This window comes from Arthrobacter sp. SDR-2R (assembly GCF_057747955.1).
The window spans coordinates 824,570-847,524 of the sequence record NZ_CM173231.1 but is presented as its reverse complement, the minus strand read 5'-3'; the positions used below and the strand labels follow the sequence as shown (position 1 = coordinate 847,524).

The 22,955-nt window shown below is 66.7% G+C and carries 21 protein-coding genes; 10 read left to right on the top strand and 11 right to left on the bottom strand.

Annotation, left to right across the window (positions count from 1 at the left end):
* The first annotated feature begins 74 nt into the window (after positions 1–74).
* A complete protein-coding gene (locus AC3ANU_RS03895) occupies positions 75–1,484 on the top strand; it encodes an aldehyde dehydrogenase family protein (protein WP_134165025.1) in 1,410 nt (469 codons plus the stop codon).
* Positions 1,485–1,545: 61 nt separating this feature from the next.
* On the opposite strand, the gene AC3ANU_RS03890 is transcribed toward AC3ANU_RS03895, so the two are convergent.
* The 7 genes from AC3ANU_RS03890 to AC3ANU_RS03860 all read right to left on the bottom strand — a co-directional run bounded on the left by AC3ANU_RS03890 (position 1,546) and on the right by AC3ANU_RS03860 (position 7,751).
* Positions 1,546–1,932 carry a hypothetical protein gene (locus AC3ANU_RS03890; protein ID WP_018770008.1) on the bottom strand — a complete coding sequence of 129 codons (387 nt, stop codon included), beginning with the start codon at positions 1,930–1,932 and terminating at the stop codon, positions 1,546–1,548.
* Positions 1,933–2,148: 216 nt separating this feature from the next.
* Positions 2,149–2,574, bottom strand: coding sequence for a heat shock protein transcriptional repressor HspR (locus AC3ANU_RS03885; protein WP_018770007.1), 426 nt, complete (start codon positions 2,572–2,574; stop codon positions 2,149–2,151).
* Positions 2,575–2,589: 15 nt separating this feature from the next.
* Positions 2,590–3,561 carry a DnaJ C-terminal domain-containing protein gene (locus AC3ANU_RS03880; RefSeq protein ID WP_026265889.1) on the bottom strand — a complete coding sequence of 324 codons (972 nt, stop codon included), beginning with the start codon at positions 3,559–3,561 and terminating at the stop codon, positions 2,590–2,592.
* A 109-nt stretch (positions 3,562–3,670) separates the two neighbouring features.
* The gene (locus AC3ANU_RS03875) at positions 3,671–4,369 is read right to left on the bottom strand and encodes a nucleotide exchange factor GrpE (protein ID WP_018770005.1); all 699 of its coding nucleotides are present in this window, start codon (positions 4,367–4,369) and stop codon (positions 3,671–3,673) included.
* Between the two features lie 3 nt (positions 4,370–4,372).
* The gene (gene dnaK / locus AC3ANU_RS03870; RefSeq protein ID WP_488315488.1) at positions 4,373–6,241 is read right to left on the bottom strand and encodes a molecular chaperone DnaK; all 1,869 of its coding nucleotides are present in this window, start codon (positions 6,239–6,241) and stop codon (positions 4,373–4,375) included.
* 232 nt (positions 6,242–6,473) lie between these two features.
* On the bottom strand, positions 6,474–6,908 hold the full coding sequence (locus AC3ANU_RS03865; RefSeq protein WP_478222764.1) for a hypothetical protein: 435 nt from the start codon (positions 6,906–6,908) through the stop codon (positions 6,474–6,476).
* A gap of 90 nt (positions 6,909–6,998) precedes the next feature.
* Positions 6,999–7,751 carry a TetR/AcrR family transcriptional regulator gene (locus tag AC3ANU_RS03860; protein WP_056391907.1) on the bottom strand — a complete coding sequence of 251 codons (753 nt, stop codon included), beginning with the start codon at positions 7,749–7,751 and terminating at the stop codon, positions 6,999–7,001.
* A gap of 126 nt (positions 7,752–7,877) precedes the next feature.
* On the opposite strand from AC3ANU_RS03860, the gene AC3ANU_RS03855 reads away from it, so the two are divergent.
* Entirely contained in the window at positions 7,878–8,822 is a 945-nt protein-coding gene (locus AC3ANU_RS03855; protein WP_488315487.1) for an NAD-dependent epimerase/dehydratase family protein, read from the top strand.
* 15 nt (positions 8,823–8,837) lie between these two features.
* Here AC3ANU_RS03855 and AC3ANU_RS03850 read toward each other — a convergent pair whose 3' ends face one another.
* Complete coding sequence (locus AC3ANU_RS03850; protein WP_018770001.1) at positions 8,838–11,039, bottom strand: MMPL family transporter; 2,202 nt, start codon at positions 11,037–11,039, stop codon at positions 8,838–8,840.
* Between the two features lie 185 nt (positions 11,040–11,224).
* Here AC3ANU_RS03850 and AC3ANU_RS03845 point away from each other — a divergent pair, with 185 nt between their 5' ends.
* Positions 11,225–11,737, top strand: coding sequence for a MarR family winged helix-turn-helix transcriptional regulator (locus AC3ANU_RS03845; RefSeq protein WP_488315486.1), 513 nt, complete (start codon positions 11,225–11,227; stop codon positions 11,735–11,737).
* A 90-nt stretch (positions 11,738–11,827) separates the two neighbouring features.
* Here AC3ANU_RS03845 and AC3ANU_RS03840 read toward each other — a convergent pair whose 3' ends face one another.
* Positions 11,828–13,861 (bottom strand): phytase, encoded by a 2,034-nt coding sequence (locus AC3ANU_RS03840; RefSeq protein WP_488315485.1) that lies wholly within the window; start codon positions 13,859–13,861, stop codon positions 11,828–11,830.
* Between the two features lie 228 nt (positions 13,862–14,089).
* Between AC3ANU_RS03840 and AC3ANU_RS03835 the strand changes: the two genes are divergently transcribed.
* The 4 genes from AC3ANU_RS03835 (at position 14,090) to pabB (ending at position 18,681) form a co-directional block, all read left to right on the top strand.
* Complete coding sequence (locus tag AC3ANU_RS03835) at positions 14,090–14,908, top strand: methyltransferase domain-containing protein (protein ID WP_056391909.1); 819 nt, start codon at positions 14,090–14,092, stop codon at positions 14,906–14,908.
* 70 nt (positions 14,909–14,978) lie between these two features.
* Entirely contained in the window at positions 14,979–15,602 is a 624-nt protein-coding gene (locus AC3ANU_RS03830; protein WP_488315484.1) for a LysE family transporter, read from the top strand.
* Between the two features lie 134 nt (positions 15,603–15,736).
* Complete coding sequence (locus tag AC3ANU_RS03825; RefSeq protein ID WP_134165020.1) at positions 15,737–16,270, top strand: low molecular weight protein-tyrosine-phosphatase; 534 nt, start codon at positions 15,737–15,739, stop codon at positions 16,268–16,270.
* 341 nt (positions 16,271–16,611) lie between these two features.
* Positions 16,612–18,681, top strand: a complete 2,070-nt coding sequence (gene pabB, locus AC3ANU_RS03820) for an aminodeoxychorismate synthase component I (protein WP_488315483.1) — start codon at positions 16,612–16,614, stop codon at positions 18,679–18,681.
* A 26-nt stretch (positions 18,682–18,707) separates the two neighbouring features.
* On the opposite strand, the gene cls is transcribed toward pabB, so the two are convergent.
* Complete coding sequence (gene cls / locus AC3ANU_RS03815; protein WP_026265885.1) at positions 18,708–20,183, bottom strand: cardiolipin synthase; 1,476 nt, start codon at positions 20,181–20,183, stop codon at positions 18,708–18,710.
* Between the two features lie 94 nt (positions 20,184–20,277).
* Here cls and AC3ANU_RS03810 point away from each other — a divergent pair, with 94 nt between their 5' ends.
* Both AC3ANU_RS03810 and AC3ANU_RS03805 read left to right on the top strand, forming a co-directional pair.
* Positions 20,278–21,207, top strand: coding sequence for an aminodeoxychorismate lyase (locus AC3ANU_RS03810; protein ID WP_056391913.1), 930 nt, complete (start codon positions 20,278–20,280; stop codon positions 21,205–21,207).
* A 59-nt stretch (positions 21,208–21,266) separates the two neighbouring features.
* On the top strand, positions 21,267–21,731 hold the full coding sequence (locus AC3ANU_RS03805; protein WP_018769992.1) for a pyridoxamine 5'-phosphate oxidase family protein: 465 nt from the start codon (positions 21,267–21,269) through the stop codon (positions 21,729–21,731).
* 38 nt (positions 21,732–21,769) lie between these two features.
* On the opposite strand, the gene AC3ANU_RS03800 is transcribed toward AC3ANU_RS03805, so the two are convergent.
* Positions 21,770–22,474, bottom strand: a complete 705-nt coding sequence (locus AC3ANU_RS03800) for a TetR/AcrR family transcriptional regulator C-terminal domain-containing protein (protein WP_056391914.1) — start codon at positions 22,472–22,474, stop codon at positions 21,770–21,772.
* Between the two features lie 224 nt (positions 22,475–22,698).
* Here AC3ANU_RS03800 and AC3ANU_RS03795 point away from each other — a divergent pair, with 224 nt between their 5' ends.
* A complete protein-coding gene (locus tag AC3ANU_RS03795) occupies positions 22,699–22,953 on the top strand; it encodes a hypothetical protein (RefSeq protein WP_018769990.1) in 255 nt (84 codons plus the stop codon).
* The last annotated feature ends 2 nt before the right edge of the window (positions 22,954–22,955 follow it).

Sequence of the window (22,955 nt, the reverse complement as noted above, 5' to 3'; positions counted from 1 at the left end):
CACTCACCCAAACTGGGGAGTAACCCGCTACGCCGACCGGCTGGCGTCCTCGCCTACTCGATGTGGAGTATCCCTTGGAAACGTACGATGCACTTCTTGCCTCCATTGCCCCCGCTGCCGGCACTGGCCGGACCATCCTCAATCCGGCCACGGGCGAACCGGTAGGCGAAGCCCCCGTCCACAGCCTCGATTACCTGGAAAGCGCCGTGGCCGCAGCCGTGGCCGCGCAGCCAGCCTGGGCTGCCCTGGGCCACGACGCAAGGTCCGCCGCGCTGCTCAAGGCAGCCGACGCCGTCGAACGCTCCGCCGAGGAACTCGCCCAGCTGCTCTCCCGCGAGCAGGGCAAACCGCTGAACGGTCCAAACGCCCGCTTCGAAGTGGGCGCCTGCGTCGCCTGGCTCCGCGCCACGGCCGGCCTGCCGCTGGAACCGGAAACCATCGTGGACGACGGTGAGACCCGCGCTGAGCTGCATTACCGGCCCATCGGCGTGGTCGGGGCGATCGGCCCGTGGAACTGGCCCATGATGATCGCCGTCTGGCAGCTGGCGCCGGCCCTGCGCATGGGCAACACCGTCGTCGTCAAGCCCTCCGGCAACACCCCGCTCTCCGTTCTGGCGCTGGTCAAGGTCCTCAACGAAGAACTCCCCGAAGGCATCCTGTCCGTGGTGTCCTGCGGCCGCGAGGTGGGCGCCCGCCTCACCGACCACCCGGCGATCGGCAAGATCATGTTCACCGGCTCCACCGCCGGCGGCCGCGCCATCATCAAGTCCTCCGCCGACACCGTCAAGCGGCTCACCCTGGAACTTGGGGGCAACGACGCCGGTATTGTCCTGCCCGACGCCGACCCCAAGGCCATTGCCACGGACATCTTCTGGGGCGCCTTCCTCAACACCGGCCAGACCTGCGCCGCGCTCAAGCGGCTCTACGTCCACGACGACATCTACGACGACGTTTGTGACGAGCTCGTGGCGGTCGCCAAGCAGATGCCCATGGGCAACGGCCTGGACGAGAACAACGTGCTGGGACCGCTGCAGAACAAGGCGCAGTACGACGTCGTGGCCACCCTCGTGGAGGCGGCCAAGGCTTCCGGGGCACGCGTCCTGCTGGGCGGGAACCCGGATACCAGCCAGCCCGGCTACTTCTACCCCACCACCCTGGTGGCGGACATCGACAACGACAACCCGCTGGTGGCCGAGGAACAGTTCGGCCCCGCCCTGCCGATCATCCGCTACAGCAGCATCGACGAGGCGGTGGAAAAGGCGAACGGGCTCGACGTCGGCCTGGGCGCCTCCGTCTGGTCCCCCAACCTGGAAGCAGCCCGGGAGGTCGCGGCCCGCATCCAGGCCGGAACCGTGTGGATCAACCGGCACGGCGCCGTGGACCCGCGCATCCCGTTCGGCGGCGCCAAGCAGTCCGGCTACGGCGTGGAATTCGGCGTGGAGGGCCTCAAGGCCCTGGGCGTACCGCAGGTGATCAACGGCTGATGTTGACGCGGGAGCCCGGCACGCAAGGTTGCCGGCGCCGGGCTCCCGGGGCTTCGCGGCGCTACCCCATGGCCGGGGCCGTGGACGTCCGGCCGGCGAACTGCCGGCGGGCCCACCGGGCAAGTTTCTTGCCCTTGCCCTTCCACCAGTTGTCCTCGTCCTGGTTGTGGTGGAACCGGAAAACAATGGCCACCAGGACAAACATGCCCATCACCACGTCCACCCAGGAGGACACCACCAGGGCGATGAAGACGGTCATGGCATTGGCCACGATCGACGGGATCGCCAGGGTACGGAAGACGGTGCTGGCCACGTAACGCCGGTGGGACCGCGGGACGGACAATTCACGGACCATGTCAAAGCAGACGCAGACCACAACAATGGTCTGCCCGATGGCCAGCAGGATCTGCCCCGGCAAGGAGCTGCTGAACGCGGCCACGGATTCCATCCCCGGGCTCATGGCCGGACCCGGGTTGAAGCAGCTTCGCTGAGAACCTTAAACACGAAAACCCCCAGAAATTGCGGAACCATCGCCGCTGATCCGGCGATGGTTCCATTCAAATTCCAGAGGGCTTTTCCGTCACGAGTAGCGGGTACTCATATTTGTCCGGGGCACCGGGAAACGCTACCTGCTCTCCGGCATCCCGTTATTGTCCGAGGGCACTTATTGTCCGATCGCCCGGGGCCGCCACAACATGACCGCCTGTGACCGGGGCCGGGGGCGCTGGCCACGGGCCAGGCTCACCACATCGCCCGCGGCGCCGGCGGCGAAGATGCGCGAATCCACGGAACGCGGCCGCCGCCCGAGTTCCTCGGTGAGTTCAGCGATCCGGCTCTGGAGGGCTGCGACCTGGTTTTCGAGTTCCAGGATGCGCTTGATCCCCTCCAGCGACACACCTTCGTGCGACAGCCGCTGCACTTCCCGCAGCATGTTCACGTCACGCTGCGAATAGCGCCGGGACTTTCCGGGGGCACGGCTGGGCTTGACGATGCCAAGCCTGTCGTACTGCCGCAGGGTCTGGGGGTGCATGTCCGCCAGCTCTGCCGCCACCGAAATCACAAAGATCGGCTGGTCAGCATTGATGTCCACGCCTCACCTCCGCGCCTAGAGCCGGGCCTTGGCTGCCAGGCCCTCGCGAACGTCCGCCGACGACGTGGCCTCGGCGAACGCCTTGACCGCAGCTTCGGCGTCCTTGTTGAGATTCTTGGGAACCGCGACGTCGATCGTCACCAGCAGGTCGCCGGTGGCCTTGGGCGTCTTGACGCCTTTGCCCTTGACCCGCAGGGTACGGCCGGACGGCGTGCCTGCCGGGACGCGGACCTTGACCTTGTCGCCGTCGATGGTGGGAACTTCGATGTCCGCGCCCAAAGCAGCCTCCGGGAAGGTGACGGGGACGTGGATCCGGAGGTTGTCGCCGTCGCGCGTGTAAAACGCATGTGGCTGGACCGACACGGAGACCACCAGGTCACCATTGCCGGCAGGACCGGGCTGGCCCTTGCCACGCACGCGGACCTTCTGGCCGTCCTTGATACCCGCGGGAACCCGGACGTCGATGACCTCGCCGCTGGGTTCACGCAGGCCGATGGTGGTGCCGCGGATGGAGCCGGCAAAGGAGATGCTGGTCGACGCGGTCCGGTCGGCGCCCTTCTGCGGGGCGCGCTGGAATCCGGGGGCGCCGCCGAAGCCGCCGAAGAGGTCGGCGAACTCGGGCGGGATGCCGCCGGCGGAGGGATTGAAACCACCGGCGTGCCGTCCGGTATTGCCGGTGAACAGGCCGCCGAACATGTCCTCGAACCCGCCGTTGGGGGCGCCGGCGCCGCCGGGAGCAAAGCGGGCCCCGCTGCCCATGGCCCGGATGGCGTCATACTGCTGGCGCTCATCCGGATCCGAAAGCACCGAATAAGCCTCGGAGATGTCCTTGAACTTCCTCTCGGAAGCGGCGTTCCCCGCATTCGTATCAGGGTGGTGCTGCCGCGCAAGCTTCCGGTAGGCCTTCTTGATGTCGGCGTCGGAAGCGTCCTTGGCAACACCAAGGATCTTGTAAAAGTCCTTGTCCACCCAATCCTGGCTAGCCAATGGCGTTTCCTTTCAAAGTACAAAAGCGTTAGGGCGAGATTACCGCTGAACGCCGGAGCGGATGAGGGGGCCCGGGCGGGACCCCCTCATCCGCGGAGGCGAGGGGCAACTAAGCCGGGACGGCCACGATCACCTGGGCTGCGCGGAGGACACGGTCGCCTGACTTGTAGCCGGAGCGGAGGACCTGGCTGACGGTGTCAACCTCGATGTCCTCGCCGGGCTGCTGGATCAGGGCTTCGTGGATCGTGGGATCGAACTCCACGCCGGTTTCGTCGATGCGGACCAGGCCGTAGGTCTTCAGCGCGTTCTCCAGTTTGGTGGCGATCGCGGCGAAGGGGCCGTCGGTGAGGTCACCGTGCTGCCGTGCGGCGTCGACGTCGTCCAGGACCGGGAGCAGGGAATTCAGGACGCCGATGACGGCCATTTCCCCTGCCACGGCACGGTCGCGTTCAACGCGCTTGCGGTAGTTGACGTACTCAGCCTGAAGGCGGAGCAGGTCGTTGCGCAGTTCGGCTGCCTCGGCGCCGGCGGACCCTGCGGGCGCACCCTGGGCCACGGATTCCTCGGCCGGCACGTCCACGCCGTTGAGAATCTCCTCGGCCTGGGCCAGCGCGTCGCCGTCGGAATCTGCTGCCCCGGCCCGGGAACCGGCCCCCGGAGCGGACTGGCCGCCCTCGGGGTGCCGGGCCTGCCCGGTCACCGGGTCAACCTTGCGGTTGTCCCGGATGACGGGCTCCTGGCCGTTGCCCTGCGTGTTCTGCTGGCTTGCGGATGTGTTGTGCTCTTCCTCGTTACCGTGGTGCGGCATGGGTTACTTCTTCGCTTCGTCTTCGTCGATGATTTCGGCGTCGACGATGTCCTCGTCCTTGGAACCTGCCGAAGCTCCGGCGGCACCTTCAGCACCTGCAGCGCCTGCGCCGTCCGGCGAACCGGCCTGGGCGTAGATGGCCTCGCCCAGCTTGGTCTGGGAAGCCTGCAGCTTCTCGAACGCGGACTTCACAGCGGCGTCGTCGGTGCCCTCAAGGGCCTTCTTGACGCTGTCGACGTCGGCCTGGACCTCGGTCTTGACCTCTTCGGGCAGCTTGTCCGCGTTGTCGGCGATCAGCTTGTCCACGGAGTAGGCAAGCTGCTCGGCCGTGTTGCGGGTGTCGGTGGCCTCGCGGCGCGCCTTGTCCTCGGCTGCGTGCTCCTCGGCGTCGCGGACCATCCGGTCGATGTCTTCCTTGGAGAGGCTGGAGCCACCGGTGATGGTCATGGACTGCTCCTTGCCGGTGCCCTTGTCCTTGGCGGAGACGTGCACGATGCCGTTCGCGTCGATGTCGAAGGTGACCTCGATCTGCGGAATACCGCGCGGTGCCGGGGCGATGCCGGTGAGTTCGAACGTGCCCAGCGGCTTGTTGTCGCGGGTGAACTCGCGCTCGCCCTGGAAGACCTGGATGGCCACGGACGGCTGGTTGTCATCCGCCGTGGTGAAGGTCTCGGACCGCTTGGTGGGGATGGCGGTGTTGCGCTCGATCAGGTGCGTCATCACGCCACCCTTGGTTTCGATGCCGAGGGACAGCGGGGTGACGTCGATCAGGAGGACGTCCTTGCGCTCACCCTTCAGCACGCCGGCCTGCAGGGCTGCGCCGACTGCGACGACCTCGTCCGGGTTCACGCCCTTGTTGGGCTCCTTGCCGCCGGCCAGTTCCTTCACGAGGTCGTAGACGGCGGGCATACGGGTTGAACCGCCCACCAGCACGATGTGGTTGATGTCGGAGAGCTTGATGCCGGCTTCCTTGATGACGTCGTGGAACGGCTTCTTGGTGCGCTCCAGCAGGTCCTTGGTGAGGTCCTGGAACTTGGCGCGGGTCAGCTGCTCGTCCAGGTGGACCGGGCCGTCGGGGGTGACGGAGAGGTACTGGAGCGAGACGTTGGTGCTGGTGGAGGAGGAGAGTTCCTTCTTGGCCTGCTCAGCTGCTTCGCGGAGGCGCTGAAGGGCGATCTTGTCCTTGGAGAGGTCGATGCCCTTCACCTTGAGCTGGTTCAGCAGGTAGTCAACGACGCGCTGGTCCCAGTCGTCGCCGCCCAGGCGGTTGTCACCGGCGGTGGCGCGGACCTGGATGGTGGAGAAGTTGTCTTCGTCCTTGCCGACTTCCAGCAGGGAGACGTCGAAGGTGCCGCCACCGAGGTCGAAGACCAGGATGAGTTCGTCTTCCTTGCCCTTGTCCAGGCCGTAGGCCAGTGCCGCGGCGGTGGGCTCGTTGACGATGCGCAGGACGTTCAGGCCTGCGATTTCGCCGGCTTCCTTGGTGGCCTGGCGCTCGGCGTCGTTGAAGTAGGCCGGGACGGTGATGACGGCGTCGGTGACCTTTTCACCCAGGTAGGACTCGGCGTCGTTCTTCAGCTTCATGAGGATACGCGCGGAAATTTCCTGCGGGGTGTACTTCTTGGCGTCGATGTCCACCTTCCAGTCGGTGCCCATGTGGCGCTTGACTGAAGCGATGGTGCGCTCGATGTTGTTGACGGCCTGGCGCTTGGCGATTTCGCCAACCAGGACCTCGCCGGACTTGGAGAATGCAACGACCGACGGCGTGGTGCGGCCACCCTCGGCGTTGGCAATAACGGTGGGCTCGCCACCTTCGAGAACGGAGACGACGGAGTTGGTGGTTCCGAGGTCGATACCTACTGCACGTGACATGTGTTGCTTCCTTCTTTCCTTGGAAACTGGTTGGCGCCCTAAGCATTGAGCGTTCTGCACTCAACTTTACTCAGGGCGCCACCGATGTCAATCCAAAGTTGAGTGCAGTCCGCTCAACTTTGGATGCCGCGCCGGATGACAGCCGCGGTATTCCTTGGATTTCCGGGCTTTGCGCGCAGAATTACGACGCCGGAAGGCGGGTTCGCTTTAGGAGAACGCGGCGCCGGGCTACTCAGCGCTCCGTGTCCCGGTCGCCGTGCAGCGGGCCGCGCTCTTCCGCCGTCGCCTGGACCTGGCGGTCGGTAAGCCCTTCGCGGACGGCCTCCTCTGTTCGGGCGCCGCCGGCTGTGCCGGCCTCCCCGTAGTCGCCTTCCTCGTATTCGCCGTCGGCAAGGTCCCGCCCGGGCCCGTTGACGGTACCGCCGGCGCCATGGTCCGCGTCCACGTATTGCCCGCCTTCGCCCGCACCTCCGGCAGGGGCCCCAACTGTTCCGGCATCGCCGTAGTTGCCTTCCGGATACTGGTCGTCCCGTTCGCCCGCCGGCCTTTCCACGGCTCCGGCATCGCCATAGTCACCATCCACGTACTGCCCGCCTTCACCCTCCAGTCCGGGTGCGCTGCTTCCCTTGCGGGGCTCCTCGGCTGCAACTTCAGGGTTCTCGGTCATGGTGCATCTCTCCTTCGAGGCTCCGCGTCCATGCGGGCGCACTGGCAGTCTATCGACGGCCCGCGCGCACCAACAGGGCTTCGCCGGCACCTATCGGGAGGCCCCTGCCGGCAGGCCGGCGATGCCTGCCAGGACGGCGAGGTGATGGTCGAAGAGGTCAGCGGGCGCATGGAAGGTATCCGGCCCGTACTGGTTGAACACCTCGAAGCTGACCGCACCAAAGAGGGAGCTCCACACCAGGACACCCCTCGCCACCAGTTCCTCCGGAAGGTCCAGGCCAAACTCGGAACGGATGGCGGCAAGGTCCCTGCCCAGGGTTGGCGGCAGTTGTGGTGCGCCTTCGGCCGGAACTGCCAGCTGCCCTGCCCGGGAAGCTGCATCCAGGATGCCGATGAGGCTGACGATGACCCTGGTGCCCGGGCCCGTCGTGCGCTCCGCCGGGGCGCTGTAGCCGGGCACGGGGCTGCCAAAAAGGAGCGCGTAGCTGGCAGGCTCGCGCAGGGCCCATTCCCGGACCGCGCGGCCCAGCGCCCGGAAGCGGGCAGTGTGGTCATCCTCCGGCGCTTGGGCGACGGCGGCGTCCACCGCGTCCCCAAGCTCGCCGAAGGCGTCTATCAGCAACAAGGTCAGGAGCTCGTCCCGGCTCTCCACATAGCGGTAGACCGCGGAGGACACCACCCCGAGGTCCCTCGCCACCGCCCGCAGGGAGAGAGCGGCCGCACCGTGCGTTGCCAGGTGCTGCCGCCCCAGGCGGACGATATCCGCCACGGTTTGCGCCCTTGCCCGTTGCCGCGGGGTGAGGGGGCGGACAACAGTGCCGGCTGTTTTTTCGACGTCAGTCACGGGTCCAGCATGCCATAAACGAGAGCGCCGGAATCAAAAGAGAGCACCGCTCTTGACTTAGCCGGCGTATGGGGTCATGCTGTTGCCCGAGAGCGGTGCTCTCGGAAAAGGAACAAGGAGGCCACAATGGCAGATGTATACGTAGTAACCGGAGCGGGACCGGTGGGGTGGACGGTGGCCGAACAGTTGGCAGACCTGGGACGGCAGGTGCGCGTCCTCACGCGGTCGGGCAGCGGACCACAGCACCCGCTGATCGAGCTCATCGCCGGCGATGCGAAGGATCCCGAGGTTCTGCGATCAGCCCTGGCCGGCGCCCGGGCAGTCTTCCACTGCATCCACGGCTCGGCGTACACCGCCGCGGCATGGCGGGCGGAGCTTCCCGCCGCCGAGCAGGCGGTCCTCACTGCGGCGCACCAAGCGGGTGCCGTCGTCGTATTCCCGGAAAGCCTCTACTCCTACAGCGAGCCGGACAGCGTGATGACGGAGGGCAGCCCGCGCCACGCTGCGGGCGGCAAACGCGGGGTGCGGACGGAGCTGCTCCGGACCCGCGAGGCCGCCACAACGCCAACGGTGAGCGTGGTGGCAGGCGACTTTTTTGGTCCCCGCGTCCGGATGGCGCACGGCGGGGAGCGCATGGTGGTGCCCATCCTGGCGGGGAAGAACGTCAGCGTGGTGGGCAGCTCACGGCAGCCGCACTCGTTCACGTACGTCCCGGACCTGGCCACGGCGATGATCGCGGCGGCGGACAGGCCCTCCGCCTGGAATGCCATATGGCACGCCCCCACGGGTCCGGCCCTTACCCAGATGGAGCTGGCCCACGCCTTCGCCGCCGCGGCAGGACGGCCGGCGCCCAAGGTGCGCGCCCTGCCCGGCTGGACCCTCCGCACCGCCGGGATGCTCTCAACCGACGCCCGCGAGCTGGCCGAGATGCTGTACCAGTTTGAGCGGCCGTTCATCATGGACTCGGCTGCGTCCCAGGCTGCCCTGGAAGTCGGTCCGACTCCGCTGGAAACGGCTGCTGCCGCCACCGTGGACTGGTGGCGGCAGCAGGGTTGGTGCTCCGAGGTTTAGCGCTTTGGCGCAGGGTCAGCGGCTGGGCACTTCTTCCAGCGGCTCGACGCCGGGCTCCCGCGGCCGGGCTGCATTCCCGCCGTCCGCGCGCCCCAGCTTGCTGGGCCACCAGATCTTCGGTCCGATGTCGTAGGCCAGGGCCGGCACCAGCAGCGAGCGCACCAGGACGGTGTCCAGCAGCACACCGAACGCCACTATGAACGCCAGCTGCACCAGGAACATGATGGGAATGACGCCAAGCGCTGCAAATGTGGCCGCGAGCACCACGCCCGCGGAGGTGATGACCCCTCCGGTCACCACCAGGCCACGGAGGATGCCGGGCCGGGTGCCGTGCTTGAGCGACTCTTCACGGACCCGGCTCATCAGGAAGATGTTGTAGTCCACGCCCAGGGCCACCAGGAACACGAAGCCAAACAGCGGAACCGTCGCATCCGCGCCCGGGAAGCCAAGGATGTTGTTGAAGACAAAGGCAGACACACCGAGCGCCGCCGCGTAGGAAAGCACCACGGAGAGCACCAGCAGGACCGGGGCCACGATCGAGCGCAGCAGCAGCATCAGGATGAAGAGGATCACCACCAGGACCACCGGAATGATGACCACCAGGTCGTGCTGGGCGGTGGTGTTGGTGTCCAGCGCCGTAGCGGTGACGCCGCCCACCAGGGCGCCGGGATCGACGGCCTTCACCCCGGCCCGCAGCGCCTTGACGGTTTCCTCCGCTTCCAGCGAGTCCGCCGCGTCGTTGAGGGTGGCGTTGATGATCACCTTTCCTTCGCGGACGTCCGGGGCGCTGGGAGCCCCGGGGGCTCCGGTGATGGGGACGCTGCCCGGGCCCAGCAGGTAGGCCTCGCCCACGCCGTCGTCCGCTTTCACGCGGTCCAGCACCTCGGCGGCCTTGGCCTGGTCAGCAATCACGACGGCGGGGCTCCCGCTGCCGGCGTCGAAATGGCGGGCCAGTGCGTCCTGGCCGTCGACGGCGTTGGAGGCGGTGAGGATGACGTCGGTCTGCGGTACGCCGTTGGCCTTCAGCTGGAACAGGCCGCCTGCCGCAACCAGCAGCAGGAGGACCGAAGCCACCCAGACGGTCCTGGGCCGCCGCGCTACCAGCGAACCGGTGGCACGCCACAGCCCTTTCTGGCCTTCCAGGCCCGTAACCAGTTCGGGTTCACGCTGGTCTGCAGGGAGGAGCTTGGGACGGAACGGCCAGAAGGCTGCCCGGCCCAGCAGGGCCATCAGCGCGGGCAGCAGGGTCAGCGCTGCGAACAGGGCACACAGGATGCCTGCGGCCGCCACCGGTCCCAGCGCCTTGTTGGAGTTCAGGTCGGAGAAGAGCAGGCACAGCAGCGCGATGATCACGGTGGCGCCGGACGCCAGGATGGGCTCGAAGGACGCCTTCCAGGCGTTCAGGACAGCCGCGGTGCGGTTGGTGGTGTGGGTGAGCGCTTCCCGGAAGCGTGCCACGAACAGCAGGGCGTAGTCCGTGGCCGCACCGATTACCAGGATGGAGAGGATGCCCTGGCTTTGGCCGTTGAGCTGGATCCAGCCGGCTTTGGCCATGCCGAACACCAGCAGGATTGCTGCGCACAGGGCAAACACGGAGGTCAGCAGCACCATGATGGGCAGCAGCAGGGACCGGTAAACGATGAGGAGGATGACGAACACCGCGGACAAGGCCACCAGCAGGAGGATGCCGTCAATGCCGCCGAAGGCTGCGGTGAGGTCGGCGGCAAGGCCGGCGGGGCCGGTCACGAAGGTCTGGGCACCTGCCGGGGCCGCTTCTGTGACAGTCCCGCGGAGTTCCTTGACCGCATCCTTGAGCTCAACCGAGGACCCGACCGGGACCACGAACTGCACCGCCTTGGCGTCCTTGGAGGGAATCGGGCCGATCACCGTGCTGCCCAGCTTGAGGTCTTCAAGGCTGGTCTTGAGCGTGGCCAGCTCCCCCAGCTGGGCGGGAGTGAAAGCCTCGCTTTTCTCGATGACGATGATCCCCGGGACCTCATCCGAGTCCCGGAACTTTGCCTGCCAGTCCTGCGCCTCGGTGGCCTCGGCGCTGGCGGGCAGGAATGACGCCTGGTCGTTGGAGGAGACCTCCTCCAACCGGCCGAAGGTGGGGCCGCCGACCCCGGCGAGACCCAGCCAGATCAGCACCAGGACGACAGGGACCAGCCAGCGCAGCCAGAAAGGGACTCGCTCCTTGGCAACTTTATTGCGGTTCATGGCGCCTTCCATCGATAAGCGGGCGGAGTAGTATTTGTTCCAGCATAGATTATCTCCACCATAGAGATAAGTGGCTGCCAAGCTTTTTTCGGCAGGTAGGGGACGAATGCCGGGCCTGCAGTAATATCCGTCAGTACGGCCGGACGGAAGTGTGGGCGTGGAACCAGGAAGGCAGGGAGGTGGGCATGGCACGCAAGACGTCAGCTGGCGCGGCACCAGGACCATCCGGCGGCCCTCCCGGTGGTCCGCCACACCCGCTGATCCGCCTCCTGCAGGAGTTCACCATGGAGGCCAACCGCTATGTGGATGTCGCCGGCGGCAGGAAGGACATGCACCGCACGGACATGAATGCCCTCGCCGTCATCATGCGGCACACGGCCGCCGGGAGCGTGGTGACGCCCGGGGTCCTGCGCAAAGAGCTGAACCTGAGCTCGCCTGCCACCACCGCCCTCATCGACCGACTGGACCACTCGGGGCATATCGTGCGCGAGCGGAACAGCACGGACCGGCGCCAGGTCCAGTTGAAAATGACCCCCAAGGCCTTCCAGGACGGGGGCGCTGTCTTCGCTCCCCTGGCCCAGCACATGGGCAGCGCCATGGCGGACTTCTCGCAAGACGAGCTGGAAACAGTCACACGCTTCATGACCGCAATGGTGGAGGCCACGGTGGCTGCCCGGAGCGAGTCCGCCGATGGCTAGGTGACATTCCCGGAAAGCGCAGGAAAGGGCCGTTTCGGATGTCCGAAGACGGCCCTTCCTGCTTCCCCCAATCAGGGCGGCGCCCGGGGACTAAGGCGCCTTGGGTCGAAGCGCCACCAGCCACCCGGCCCACTCGCGGGCCGCACTGAAGTTCCACGTCTTCGCCCCGCTTGGCCCCGCTGCCGCCTGGATGCCATCCGCAACTTCGAAGCGGCGCGCACCGGTTTCCACTGCCTGGGACATCCCGGCCGGCGAAGTCAGGGTCACGGAGCTTGAGTTGACGCTCATGCATCCCACCAGCATCGCGTTCGCGGCCGTGGTAGCCACCGCTGGAATGGTTCCCGACGATGCCGCCGCGCCCGAGCCGGACGTGGCAGCGGTGTCGGGCCCTGAGGCGCCGGAATACCTGGCGATGCCTCCCCCGCTCGTCGTCGAAGAGGTGGTCCAGGCATAATCCGCCGGCTCGGTCCCGGTGGCGACTTTGTAGTAGCCGTAGACCTTGGGGTTTGCGATATTGGTCACCGATGCCAGCACTGTCCACCCGGCGGGGACACCTGACGTTGCGATGGTACCGCCCGTGAGGGACACGCAGCTGACCAGCAGGTCGCCCTGCGCGACATTGGCCGGCTTGGGGATCCTGAGGGTGGTGGTTGCCGTGGTGTTCACGGCCTGGCTCACTGACTCGCGGACGATGGTGCCGCCGCCGCCGGTGTTGCCGGAGGTGACGCTCCAGGCCTGCGTGGCCGCCGTGGCGTCCGTATTGCCGGCGGCGTCGGTGGCCCACACGCTGAAGTTATGCGATGCAACCGCCAGTCCTGAGTACGTCTGTGGCGAGGTGCACGCTGTCCGCGCCGCGCCGTCCAGGCTGCACTGGAAGGTTGAATTGGCCTCACTCGAGGTGAATGCGAAGGAGGCACTGGTCGACGTCGTTGTCGCGGGCGGTCCGGAAGTGATGGTTGTCTCGGGCGGCGTGGTGTCCCCCGGCGGAGGCGGTGTGGAGGTGCCGGCCCCGATCTTCCGGGGGTCGTAGGCCGCATCGACGAGCAGGGCAGGTACGTAGGCGGCTGCGATGGACTGCCATGGTACGAGCTTGAAGTTCTGCTTGCCGGTGTCGTTGCTGGTGTCCTGGGTGACAAAGAAACCCTGGGGGAACGGGCCCCCAACCCCGAAGTTGGTGACGTCTATGCCGTCCATGCCCGTGACAGCATCGATTCCGTTACCGGCCGGGATGGCGAAGGCCCCCAATGGCCGGTTGTCGTCGCGGGAGTAGACGTGGAACCGGTTGGAGCCCTGGCTTGCTGCCAGCAGGTAGCCGGCGCCCCCGCTGCCGTAGTAGATGCTGATGCCCTTGATGTCCTGGACGATGTCCCCGCCGTTCTCGGTGGTGCTGACAACCTTCGTCCCCGCGGTTGAATCCCCGGGTTCAGCCCCGTACCGCCAGATTCCGCCGATATCCTCCTGCGCAATGTAGAGCCGTTTCATCTCGTCATCGGCCACCAGGCCCTCGGTGTGGGCGGGGCCGCTTACGGTCCAGCTGCGCACGAGCTTGCCGGTGACCGATCCGGTGGAGCCGTCAAGCTCCCACTGCTCGACCTTGCCAACGTCAGTGACGTAGGCAAAGTACTTGCCGGTGTCCGGCGAGTGATAGAAGGAGAACCCGCGGGGTGTGGCGATGTTGGAGGTCGGCGCAAAGCTGCCCACTTTGGTGAGCGAACGGTCGGCCTCGTTGACCTTGTAGAAGTCAAGGCTCCGGACCCGGTTGCTGACACCCACCAGGCCCACTCGGCTGCTGCCGAGGGGGAAGTTGTAGCGGACGTCCACATTGTTCATCCGCCCGTCGGGGTAATAGAACAGTTCCCGGCCCGACAGGTCATAGACCACCAGACCGTGGCCATCCGTGCTCTTGTCCGTGCCGATGATGGTGCTCTTCGACGGGTCGGTGGGATGGATCCAGATCGCTGCGTCGTCCGCAGCGTCCCCCGTTCCGTGCATTGGGGCAGTTTCCACCGTCGCATTCACCTGTGCCACGGCCGCGTTTGCCGCCGGGGCACCCAGTCCCGCGAGCAGTCCGGACAGCAGTCCGCCTACCGTCAATGCGGCAGCCAACCTCGATTTGAGCGTCACTCTTGCCTCCCCAATACTGGTTGCCGCACCTGTTCGGCGGCAACGGCGGTGTCATGGAACGTCCAGCGAGGTCAGGAGCCCGGCGCCGGCTGGAGGGCCATCGTATTCCCGGCCGCAGGCAGGGGGGTACGGGGATAGCACCCATACCTTCGGGCCCGCCTTCCGGGGGCTGCATGACGCGGACCGGGCGTCCGCTCGTGCAATGCAGGTTGGGGGTAGCGTTTGGTTATGAGTGCGCAGCAGCCTGAAGACGACGTTTACACGCACGGCCACCACGAATCGGTGGTCCGCGCCCATGCCGCCCGTACCGCCGAAAACTCCGCGGCGTTTGTCCTCCCGCACCTCACGCCTGGTAAGTCGCTGCTCGATGTGGGCTGCGGCCCCGGCACCATCACCTGCGACTTCGCCGCCCTGGTCAGCCCCGGCAAGGTCACGGGCCTGGACCGCTCACCTGACATCATCGCCCAGGCGCAGGCCCTCGCCACCGAGCGGGAAGTACCCAACGTTGAATTCGTTGCCGGCAACATCTACGACCTCGACTTCGCCGACGAAACGTTCGACGTCGTCCATGCCCACCAGGTGCTCCAGCACCTGACCGATCCCGTTGAGGCCCTCAGGGAGATGCGGAGGGTGGCCAAGCCCGGCGGCATCGTGGCAGTGCGCGACGCCGACTTCCACGGCATGAGCTGGTACCCCGCCATTCCGGAACTGGACGAGTGGATGGACCTGTACCAGCGGATTGCCCGCCGGAACGGTGCAGAACCCGACGCCGGGCGGCGGCTGGTCAGCTGGGCACAGGCTGCGGGATTCACCGACGTCGCCCCCACCAGCAGCAACTGGCTTTACGCCACCGCGCAGCAGCGGCGCTGGCAGGCGCGCGTCTGGGGTGAGCGGGTGCTCCACTCAGCCTTCGCCGAGCAGGCGCTGGAGTACGGGTTCGCCAACCCGGCCGACCTTGCCCGTATCTCTGCGGGCTGGCACCGCTGGGGCTCCACGGACGACGGATGGTTCCTGATCCCGAACGGTGAGGTCATCGCCCGGGCCTGATCCCTGGTTGCCCAGACAGCAGCACAGGGACTGAAAAAGGGGCAGCCAATTGCCACCGTAGGATTGTTCAGTGCAATTTTCCCTCTGGCTGGCCCTGGCAGGTGCCGGCGCCCTGATCAGCTTCACCCCGGGCGCCGGGGCCATCAACACCATGAGCAACTCGCTGAACGCGGGGTTCCGCCGGTCCATCTGGGGAATCCTGGGCCAGCAGGCTGCGCTGATGGTGCACGTCCTGATCGTGGCCCTGGGCGTCGGGGTGCTGGTGGCCAGTTCCCCCCTTGCCTTCAACGTGGTCCGTTACGCGGGCGCGGCCTATCTGGTGTACCTGGGCATCCGCCAGTTCCTGAGCAAGCCCACGGTGGCCCAGGAGCAGGCAGCTGCCCTTCGCAACGAACCCGCGTGGTCCATTTTCCGGCGCGGCTTCTGGGTCAACCTGTTGAACCCGAAGGCGATCGTGTTCTTCCTCGCCTTCACTCCCCAGTTCATCCGGCCCGACCTGCCCCTGTTCACCCAGTACGCCGTGTTGACGGCGACAATCGTTGTCATCGACATCCTGGTGATGTGGTTCTTCTTTGCGGCGGCTGCCAGGTCATTCCAGCGCTTCACCAACACGGAACAGGGCCAAATGGTCCTCAGCAGGGTGTTCGGTGTCCTGTTCGTGGGTGTGGGTATCCTGCTGGCCCTGATCCACTGAACCAGGTACCCACCAAACTCGGCACCAGCGTGTGACGTACCCATTCGGGCGTTAGTCATGCATCTTTACAAACCCGTAAAACTTTGTGAACAGGCGCCTAGCCAAGAGCGTTCGGAAGCGCGCATGCTTAGGGCATGAACTCAGCGTCGAGCGCATATCGCGTCATCACCGTCTGCACGGGCAATATCTGCCGGTCCCCCATGGCCGAGCTCATGCTCAAGGCAGCGCTTGAACGCGAGGGCCTTGACGGCCTGGTGGAGGTGGACTCCGCCGGCACCACCGGTTACGAAGCGGGCCGGCCCATTGATCCCCGCGCCGCCCGCCGGCTCGCCGCAACCCAGCTGGCCTCGGACCACCACGTGGCCCGCGAGTGGGAACCCGGGTGGTTCCGCGAGCGCGACCTGATCCTGGCCCTGGACATCGACCACTACGCGTGGCTCACCGAGGCGGCGCCGGACCAGGAATCCCTGGACAAGATCCGGATGCTCCGCAGCTTCGATCCCACCATGGCGGAGCGGGACCGCCTGGATCAGGGCATCGAGGACCCCTGGTACGGCGGCCACGCGGATTTCGACGCCGTCTGGCACCAGATCCATGCAGCCCTGCCCGGCCTGGTCCAGCACATCAGGTCCGCGGTCCTTCGGAACACCCAGCTGCAGCCGCACTAGGCACCAAAAACTCTTCAAAAGACGGTGCAATCCAGCGGCACCAGGAGTATTTTCTTGCTGCATGGACGGCCTTCCCAGCACATCCGGCAAGTACGCACGGCTCCTCGCCACACTGGAAGAGGCAGAGTCTCCGGCTGGGCGACATGGTCCGGCAAGGACCGCGCCCTGAAGCGTGCAGGCATCATGCATGCCGGCGCCAACGCCGCCTGGCGAGGGCAGGGGCTGTCCTGCTGCTGGTGAGCGGGTTCCTGGGCGGCCACCTGAGCAGCGGCCGTCACGCATCGGCGCAGCAACTGCCCCACGGGTGAAAGGGTGCAACGGAAAACGGTACGCTCTAGTCCATGAGCCCAGCCCCCGTCATCATCGCCATCGACGGGCGCTCCGGCGCAGGCAAGACCACCCTCGCCGTCGAGCTCGCGGCCCGGCTCCGGGCGCACCACAAGGTCTCGCTGTTCCACCTTGAGGACATCTACCCGGGCTGGGACGGACTGGCGGCGGGCATTGAACGCTACGTCTCCACGGTCCTCACCCCGCTGAGCCGGGGGCAGGCGGCCTCCTGGACCAGCTGGGACTGGGCTAACCACTACGACGGCGACGCCCGGGTGACGCTGCCTGCGGAGATCGTCATCGTTGAGGGAGTGGGCGCCGCCGCCGAGGCCGCCCGCCCCATGCTGGGCGCGGTGATCTGGGCGGAATCCCCGGACGACGTCCGGCGGACCCGGGCACTGGAGCGCGACGGCGCAACATATGAACCGTACTGGGACCTGTGGGCAGCCCAGGAGCAAGAGTGGCTGGGCCGCGACGACGTCCCCGGCCACGCGGACCTCCGCGTCCGGAACCTCGCCGACGGCTCAGCCCCCGCGGACCTCCTCCAACTCCTCCCCTACCTGCCCGCCCTGGCTCCGGTCCTCGCCCCCGAGTTGTCAGCCCGCCGCGGCCTTCGCCTTCATGCCGAGCGCATTGAAGCCGCCCCGGACGCACCCACCCTGTTCCACTCACTGTATGGCGGCTCTGGCAACGCCGTCTGGCTGGACTCCTCCAACACAGGCAGCGGACCGGACAGCACGGGTCCTGTACAGCGGACTGCCGCAGAGCGCAGCCGGTTCAGCATCATGGCGGACGACGGCGGCACATTCGGCCAGTGCGTCACGCACCGTGGCGGTGTGAGCCGGATCAGCGCCGGCTCGTCCACTGCCAACGTTCCCGGCCCCTTCTTCCGCTGGCTCGACACCGTCTGGGGCCGCCGGGCGGTGCGGGCCCCCGAGGGCTACCCCGGCGAATTCACCCTGGGCTGGCTGGGCTGCCTGGGGTATGAGCTGAAACGCGAAACCGGCGGCAGCGATCTTTCCGCGCCCACGCCGGACGCAGCCCTGATCTTCGCGGGCCGAGCGGTGGTCCTGGACCACGCCGAAGGCACGGCCTGGCTCCTGGCCCTGGAGGCACCGGACGCCGGCGGGTGGCTGGTGGAGGCGCGGGCAGCCGTGGAAGCCGCCGCGGACCCAACGCAGGAAGCCGGCGGCAGCACCGGCGTCGTGCGTCCCACCACACCACCCACTTTCCGCAGCCGGGACACCGGGGAACGGTACCGGGAGAAGATTGCCGCCGCACAGCATCAGATCGCCCAGGGAAACACCTACGAAGTGTGCCTGACCACCACCCTCGAAGCCACTGTCCCGGCCGGCTCGCTGGATCCATGGGCCACCTACCTGTCGCTCCGCAGCAGGAACCCGGCCCCGTTCGCCAGTTACCTCCGGCTGGGAAACGTTGCCGTGGCCAGCACCTCGCCCGAGCGGTTCCTGAAGATAGGGTCCGACGGCGGAATGCGCGCCGAACCGATCAAGGGCACCCGGCGCCGGGCTGCCGACCCGCAGGAGGACAGCCGCCTGCGGACGGACCTGGCCACCTCCGTCAAGGACAGGGCCGAGAACATCATGATCGTGGACCTGCTGCGCAACGACCTCAGCCACTTTGCCATGCCTGGCTCCGTTACGGTCAGCAGGCTTTGCGCCATCGAGAGCTACGCCACCGTCCACCAGATGGTCAGCACCATCGACGCCCACCTCCTGCCCGGAGCACCACGGGCAGAGGCGGTGGCGGCCTGCTTCCCGGCCGGCTCCATGACCGGGGCTCCGAAGATCAGCACCATGGCCATCCTTGACAACCTGGAGGCAGGGCCGCGGGGGATCTATTCAGGCGCCATCGGCTACTTCTCGCTCAGCGCGGCGGCGGATCTCGCCGTCGCCATCCGCACCCTGGTGGTCAGCACGGCTGGCGACGGAACCGCGGAACTGTCGCTCGGCGTCGGCGGTGCCATCACCTCGGACTCCGACCCGGACGACGAATATGAGGAGATCCGCACCAAGGCCTACGGGGTGCTCTCCACCCTGGGGGCGGAGTTTCCCGAAGACTGACCCGGGTTTAGGGAGGTACGGCCGTCCTACTGCACCGTGGCCGTCAGCCGGGCCACGTTGTCCACATAGCGGGCGGCGAGCGGCCGGTTCAGCCAGTCTGCCAGCTTCAGCTCATGGGAGATGTCCCGGTAGGTGTCCTCCACCGCCCGCATCTTGTTCACGATGTCCTCGCCCAGGAGCATCACGGAGACCTCGAGGTTCAGCGAGAAGGACCTCATGTCCATGTTGCTGGAGCCCAGGACGGCCACCTCGTCGTCGATGGTGAAGTGCTTGGCGTGCAGCACGAACGGCGCCTTGTAGAGGTAGATCCGCACGCCGGCCTCAAGGAGCGCCTCATAGTAGGAGCGCTGGGCGTGGTGGACCAGGAACTGGTCGCCCTTCTCGGACACGAACAGCTCCACGTCGACGCCGCGCTGCGCTGCCGTGGTGATGGCGTACAGCAGTGAATCGTCCGGAACGAAATAGGGGCTGCAAATGGAGATCCGGTGCTGCGCGGAGTAGATGAGCGTGTTAAAGAGCCGGAGGTTGTTTTCCGTGATGAACCCGGGACCGCTGGGCACCACCTGGGCCGTGACGTGGCCGGGCTCCGGATTCGCGGGGAGCTGCAACTGGTGTTCCAGGGATTCGTCGGTCTCGCTCAGCCAGTCGGTGGCGAAGACGACGTTCAGGGTGGTCACGATGGGCCCGCGCAGGCACGCCATCAGCTCCACCCACTCGCGGCCGGCCTTGCGGTGGCGCGGGTTGTTGTAGGACGGCTCGATCAGGTTCTGCGACCCCGTGAAGGCGATTTCGCCGTCGATCACCATGATCTTGCGGTGGTTGCGCAGGTCCGGCCGGCGCCACTGGCCATGGATGGGCAGGAGGGGAAGCATCCGCTTCCACTGGATCTTGCCGGCCCTCAGGCGCTTCAGCAGCTTCCGGTAGCCCTTGATGCGCAGCGTGCCGATGTGGTCGAACAGGAGCCGCACTTCCACGCCCCGCTCGGCGGCCTCTTCCATGGCCGTGAGCAGGTCGTTGGTGACGTGGTCGGAGCTCATGATGTAGAACTCGGCGTTGACGAACTTCTTCGCCTTCCGCACCGCGTGGGTCATGGCCAGGATGGAATCCGGGTAGCCGGGGATGAGGTCAACGGAGTTGTTGTCCACCATGGGCAGCGAACCCAGGGTGCGGTTGAGCTCGGCGGCGGACTTGACCCACTCGGGGCCGGGGTAGTCGCTGTCCACGTCCGAGAGGGCGGTGATGCCGGCCCGCACCCGGTCGTTGACCTGCTCCTGCTGGGCGCGGCGGCGGCTGGACAGCTGGAAGTTTCCAAACAGCAGGAACAGCGCGATGCCCACGAATGGGATAAAGAAGATGCCCAGGAGCCAGGCCATCGCCGTGGTGGGCCGCCTGTTGCCGGGGATGATGCCCAGTGCCAGGACCCTGATGACAAGGTCGGCGAAGCCCAGGAGCACCACAACCCACGTCGGCGCGGTGCCGGCAAGCGAAAAAGGCCACAACACGTCAATAACTCCCGGGGAGGTTGGGCCCCGGGGAACGGTTTCCGGCCGGGGCGCTCTGCCCAGCTTATCCGCGGTGCCGCACTAAGCTGGTGCCATGAGCTCTCCAGCCCCCGTGGTTCTCGTTTTCCTTGACCCCGCCTTCCCCGACGGCAGGGTGGCGGATGCCTCCCAGCCCCAGCTGCTGGTCACGGACCTTGGCGTCACGCGCGGTGACGGCGTGTTCGAAACCATGCTGGCCGTTGGGGGAACGGTGCGGAAGATGCAGGCCCACCTGGACCGGCTTGCCGGATCCGCCGCGGCGCTGGACCTGGACATCCCGGACCAGGATGTGTGGCGGCGCGCCATTGCCGCTGCCGTTGCCCGGCACCGTTCGGAGAACCCGCCGGCAGACCCGGCGGCAGATGAACTGGTGGTCAAACTGGTGGTGACCCGCGGCGTGGAAGGCGCGCCCGCCCCCACCGCCTGGGTCCAGGCCTCACCGGCCGGAGCTGCCGCCCGCCGCCAGCGGGAAACGGGCGTCGACGTCATCCTCCTTGACCGCGGCTACGACAGTGACGTGGCCGAACGGGCACCCTGGCTGCTTCTGGGCGCCAAGACGCTCTCCTACGCCGTCAACATGGCAGCGCTGCGCCACGCGCATAAACAGGGCGCCGACGACGTCATCTTCACGTCCTCCGATGGCCGGGTCCTGGAAGGGCCCACCTCCACGGTGCTGCTGGCGCATGTGGAGAAGTCCGACGACGGCACAACAGTGAAGCGCCTCATCACACCACAGCTGGACAGCGGCATCCTGCCTGGAACGTCACAGGGGGCTCTCTTTGCTGCCGCCAAGGCGGCGGGCTGGGAACTGGGCTACGGGCCGCTGGTGCCACAGGACCTCCTGGACGCAGACGCGGTCTGGCTGATCTCCAGTGTCCGCCTGCTGGCGCCCGTGAACCGGATTGACGGCAGGGAGATCGGCACCCCGTCTGTGCAAAAGGAACTGACCACAGAACTGAGCGGACTTTTCGCCGGCATCCATTAGCCCGCAACAGGCAGGGCCGGCCCTTTTCCCGCCCCGGCATCACCCGTAAGGTGTGCACCATGGACTCGCACAAGCTGCCGATCGAAAAACTGTCCTTTGACGACTGCTGGGAACTCCTTGACACCGACACGGTGGGCAGGCTGGCCATCGTGGTGGACGGACATCCGGAAATCTTCCCCGTGAACTACGTTGTCCACCTGCGCAGCATCGTCTTCCGCACGGCACCCGGCTCAAAACTGTGGGACGCGAAAATGGAACGCCCTGCCGCGCTGGAGATCGACGGCTACGACCCCACCACCGAACTGGCCTGGAGCGTGGTGGCGCGGGGCAATACCGGGATCATCGAAGACCAGGCCGTCAAAGATGCGGTGGACAGCCTTGGCCTGGAGCCGTGGCAGCCCGGCGAAAAGGCAAACTACGTCAGGCTGAACGCCAAGGCGCTGACCGGACGCAGGTTCCAGGTGAACCGCCCGGACGTCTGGAACACCCGCCTCCAGGACCGGCGCCGGGCGTCATTCGAATAGCGGCCGCTCAACGACCACACCTTTACACGGCCGCTCCGTCAGGCGCTGGAGCCTGCCGCCTGCCGTGAAAGCTGGGCTTCCAGCCCGGACAGCAGGATGGTGAGCCCTTGGTCAAGCTCCTTGGCGCCGTCGTAGTCAGCCAACGCCGGCGCCAGCGCACGCAGCCGGGGGAATTCCTTCGCGGGCAGCCGGTGGAGCCCCAGCCGCAGCAGCACCTCGTTCTCTTCCGGGTCCACCACGTACTCCTGCAGTTCGTTCAGGAGGTGCCCGTAGAGGAAGCCGTAGTAGGCGCGGTAGACGTGCAGCGCATCCGCCGGCTCGAATCCTGCCGCCACCAGCAGGGTCAGGATCTGCTCCAATGGCCGCAACGTGCCCAGCGGACGCATGCCCAGCGGCGTGGAGAGGGGCCGGGTCACCAGCAGGGGGACAACGTTGGGATGCTTGAGCGCCAGCATCCGCAGGTTGTGGGCGATGCTCCGCAGCTGCGCTTTCCAATCCGGGTCCTCCGGATGAATCGGAAGCTGGTTGAGCACCAGCTCAGAAACCCCGTCCAGCAGCGCCGCGCGGTTCTCGGCGTAGCGGTACAGGCTCATCGGGTCCCGGCCAAGCTCCTGCCCCAGGCGGCGCATGGTCAGTGCATCCAGTCCTTCGGCATCAACCAGTTCCAGGGCCTTGGCCAGCACGACCTCCCTGCTCAGCCTGGCCTTGGCGGGGGTGCGGCCGGAAGCGTGCGGGGGATTCATGGTGTTGTCCTAGCGGTGGAAGTGGCGGCCCGGATTAATCGAGACGGTTGCCTTACTTGTAGTCTACGAGTAAAGTCTACATCGTAGACAGGCGCTGACGACGCTGAGGCCCCAGATGCCTTTCAGGGGACCCAACCTATAGATTCGATGGCCATGTGCAGGGCATCAAATCTTGCTGCTGTAGCCGAACGGCGGCGCCGAGCACTTAGCGAAGGGAAGCCATCATGGCACATTCGCAGTTCGATACTTTTCTCCACGAAGCCACCTACCCCGACCACGCCGCTGGTTCCAGCATGGACCGCGACCGCCTCTACGGCCTGTACACCAGCTGGTGCTTCCTCAACCAGCAGCCGGCCGGCACCGAGTCCACCTTCTGGGCAGCCATGAAGCACCGGATCCCGCCGCGCCGCAACGGGCTGCGCATGAAGGGTCCTGCCGCTGCGGACTACATCATGACCAGCTACCCGGGCCTCGTCTGAGA